This window comes from Vibrio sp. V39_P1S14PM300 (genome assembly GCF_009904765.1).
In the GTDB taxonomy this organism is placed as follows: Bacteria; Pseudomonadota; Gammaproteobacteria; order Enterobacterales; family Vibrionaceae; genus Vibrio; species Vibrio proteolyticus.
Genome location: NZ_WXWP01000290.1, coordinates 1 through 3,357, shown reverse-complemented (window position 1 = coordinate 3,357; position 3,357 = coordinate 1). Strand labels below are relative to the sequence as shown.

At 42.4% G+C, this 3,357-nt stretch carries 4 protein-coding genes; 3 read left to right on the top strand and 1 reads right to left on the bottom strand.

Annotated features, from left to right (window positions below; translation table 11 throughout):
- Positions 1-71: 71 nt before the first annotated feature.
- Positions 72-503 (top strand): DUF2787 domain-containing protein, encoded by a 432-nt coding sequence (locus CAG65_RS14850; protein ID WP_161454151.1) that lies wholly within the window; start codon positions 72-74, stop codon positions 501-503.
- Positions 504-1,189: 686 nt separating this feature from the next.
- Here CAG65_RS14850 and CAG65_RS14845 read toward each other — a convergent pair.
- On the bottom strand, positions 1,190-2,071 hold the full coding sequence (locus CAG65_RS14845; protein ID WP_161454150.1) for a helix-turn-helix transcriptional regulator: 882 nt from the start codon (positions 2,069-2,071) through the stop codon (positions 1,190-1,192).
- A 266-nt stretch (positions 2,072-2,337) separates the two neighbouring features.
- Here CAG65_RS14845 and CAG65_RS14840 point away from each other — a divergent pair, with 266 nt between their 5' ends.
- Together CAG65_RS14840 and CAG65_RS14835 are read left to right on the top strand one after the other, a co-directional pair.
- Entirely contained in the window at positions 2,338-2,604 is a 267-nt protein-coding gene (locus CAG65_RS14840) for a hypothetical protein (RefSeq protein WP_161454149.1), read from the top strand.
- 296 nt (positions 2,605-2,900) lie between these two features.
- Positions 2,901-3,095, top strand: coding sequence for a hypothetical protein (locus CAG65_RS14835; protein ID WP_161454148.1), 195 nt, complete (start codon positions 2,901-2,903; stop codon positions 3,093-3,095).
- Positions 3,096-3,357: the final 262 nt, after the last annotated feature.

Here is a 3,357-nt window from a genome sequence, read left to right as displayed (position 1 = left end):
AAGCCAATTCTGGCTTTCATACCGAGCACTTAACAAGAGTGCATCCCTAACAAACTAAAAGAGATTTTATTATGAACTTAACTTTTGACGTTGAGCGATTACTGCTGCCTGTCAGTGTCGATCTTCAAGATGCTTTAAACCGAGTGATCAGCGAATCAGGCAAATGGACACCCATGATCCAATCGGTGGTGATCAACTTCCGAGATTCATCTTATAGTTCGGAAAACGGCGGTTGGCACCCTGTTGAAATCAGGCTTGTTCGCCTCTACAACCAGTGGATCTTTGATTACATCACTGACTTTGCGTATTGCGGTGGTCCTTATCCCGAACTAGTTAAAGAAGTGGATTTTAACTTCTCATCTGGAACAGCGAGTTTTTCCTATGTTCCGGAGCTGCCGATAACAAGTAGTGAGGTAATGGAGTTCTACTCGATGTGGGAATCCAACTTTCTCAGCTACGTCGAAATGGGCGTGTTCGATGAGATAAAAGTCACTGTGGATTAGTCCATCGGCAACAAACCAAGTAGAAAGCACCATGTATGTACCATAAAATACTCGACTCACTTCCTAGTGACACTAAGGCTTCCCATTGTTCCATTTTAATCATGGTGTGATGGGAAGCCTTTTTCATTGGGGAAAGTTTTAGCAACGTTTACCCAATCCGTTGCCTTCGGGATTCAGAGGGGATGGCGTTGCTGGATTGCAATGGACGGTGGAAACACCAAGGAAGGGAGTCTTAATTTTAACGAGTTTGGTTGGTTTACACTGGTGTTTTGTTATTAAAAGCTCCCATTGCTATGTCTAAGCAATGGGAGCTAATGTTTAGGTTTTGCTATAGCGCGTAACGGATAGGGGTATTGAGAACGAGTTTCCATGAGATTTTCCATAGTCATCTGTTCTAATTACAGCGCCAAGAGCGCCCCTTAATTCAATGTTTATCGGTTGGAGTGAAAACATAGGTGTTTTTCAATTAACTCATATTCAGTTAACACTTTTTCGTGTCTTTGATGTGTAATGTCGACGTTATCAATGACACCATAGAAATCTTAAAAATCGGTGCATAGTGGCTCTTTCATGAAGAGGGACAGTTACGACAGAGAACAGAAACAACATTATGTATTGGTGGCTGCATTTCATCTCAACGAACCATCAACAAGCCCAACTACGTACTACAATCAGCTCAGTGCCTTCTACTGGGTTGAATCCAGATACGCTTGGAGCTCTTGCTTCAACAAGTAACGTATCCAGTCAGGTGAGAGCACCTCTGCATGAGGTAACCACGCTTTAAGTTTGCGAATTAATTCTGGAATGTTCTTGGTCTGGTGACTAACAAGCACTTGCCCTGAATCTAGTTCTTTTAACACCCTGAAGTCATCGGCATTACCTTCATTTAAGAATGCTTCCACGACTTTAGCGCTCATCTGTATAAGAACTTCAACGGGATTGAATAGTTCATCCTCATATCCGCAACCAGTCAGTTTCTGCTCAACGCTAGGGTCAGGAGAGTATTTATCCTCGTAACGCACTAACTCACGAATCTTAGCCACTCTGAGTGATTCTAGGCGGTTTCTGTGCGTCCCGACAATGAACCACAATCCGCGTTCATTCAACAGTTTGTAGCTGTGGAACTCATCATAGGTTTCCCCTTCATGGCTAAAGCTAATCACGTTTCGTCGTTGTATCGATTCGATAAGTTTCTCGAACACCGAAGCACATTTACTGATGTCCTCGACTTGTGGGTTCTTGAAGAAAAAAGGTGGTGTGGTTTTGTTGTTCAATACGCCATTGCTTAGATAGTGCTTACCCGAAAACAAAGTATCGAACCCCATGTTTAACAGCAGGAGAGATAGCTCATTATTAGTCTGTCTGCCTAAGAACTTAGGGTCTAACGAGTAACAAGCACCGTCACGTTGTATAGGTAAGTAGTTTAAACGTTCATTGAAGTCACGATTTAACGTCCTTCTTGTTACTCCAAATTCACGGCTTAAATCTTCTAGATGCAACTTCTCACCTGTATTTAAACGGGTCAGGATAATGCCAAGTCGTTTCGCTAGGGTGTCATGCTCTTTCATTCTACGCATTGTAGATAGGTCGCTCGTCAGGTGGTGTCGTGGTCGGAAAGAACCTGATTATTTCTAGCTAATTTTCATAAGGTTACTGATATTGCTATAGCTTTCATCGGTTACCTCAACGTATGCCCTCCAAGGCGTCTACTAATCATTTCAGTATTTCTATACCTGAGCGACACATCCTGTCGATCACCACTTTTAAACTATCCATCATCCACGTTAACGCTGTCTTTATTGGCGGCGTCATTACGTATTTAAGGAAAGCAACAATGAAAAAATCAATCATCCTGCTAGGTCTAACTTCGCTATTCGCATCTTCAGTATTCGCAGGTGGTACGTTCGGCGGTAATCCGGGCGATATCTCGAAAATGAAAGAACTGCTAGAGCCTCAATGGAATGGCAAGGCAGGTATTCAGAACACAGCGTCTTACGGAGTTATCGTGCAATGGAAAGCGGATGTCTGTGGAACAATGAATGGTCATGTCACTGATGCGACTCAATGCAGTTTAGATACTCCGAAAGACAAAGCGCAATAAGTTTCGTTGCGAAGCTTGGCTCAAGATACATCGGTTTCGAATTGGACTCTCTAGACCGAGTATCAATGAGCTTCGCAACACCCTATTACTTCAACCAACAAACAAAAGGAGCCCTAACATGGCGATTAAATCAATTACAACGTTAGTAACTACTTGTCCAGCATGCGGTGAACGTGCTTACGATGATGGTAGCTGTCAGGTGTGCGGTCACTCTCACTAAGCAGTATTTGTAATTATTCAAGGGCGGTATCGAAAGGTATTGCCCTTTTTCATATCTATAGAAAAGAGAGCAAATCATGACTAATGCAAAGTATTCAGAGTCACAGTCAGACCCTATCAAGGGGGTTAAAAGCAGAACAGGTACGGGATTTAAAGCTGCTCAACTGGGTGGTGCTATTGGATTTCGATTTGGCGGTCAATATGGAATGATAATTGGCACTATTTGTGGTTTTTCAGCAGGAATATTACTTGATGAGTTGTTAGAGGACTAGAAAGGGTTGAGGTGTTAACGTCTTGGTTAACACCTCGATGTAGGCAATTCTTGGCAATAAATCTGGGTAAGGTCTGGTCAATAATACAGGCATATTTTTTTTCTTTTAGAACATGTTACGTCCCATCACTTCATTGATGGTTTCTTGCAGTTTTTCAGCGGTTTCCTTGTAACCAAAGGAGTTTCGTTTTGGTTCATAAGCGTGGAATAAATTATCAGGTAACTTACGCATTATCATACCTAAACGAGGGATTTTACCGTGT

Bases quoted from the DNA above. Each gene is read 5' to 3' on its own strand.
- CAG65_RS14845 (WP_161454150.1), bottom strand. From the start codon at position 2,071: ATGAAAGAGCATGACACCCTAGCGAAACGACTTGGCATTATCCTGACC.
- CAG65_RS14840 (WP_161454149.1), top strand. From the start codon at position 2,338: ATGAAAAAATCAATCATCCTGCTAGGTCTAACTTCGCTATTCGCATCT.
- CAG65_RS14835 (WP_161454148.1), top strand. From the start codon at position 2,901: ATGACTAATGCAAAGTATTCAGAGTCACAGTCAGACCCTATCAAGGGG.
- CAG65_RS14850 (WP_161454151.1), top strand. From the start codon at position 72: ATGAACTTAACTTTTGACGTTGAGCGATTACTGCTGCCTGTCAGTGTC.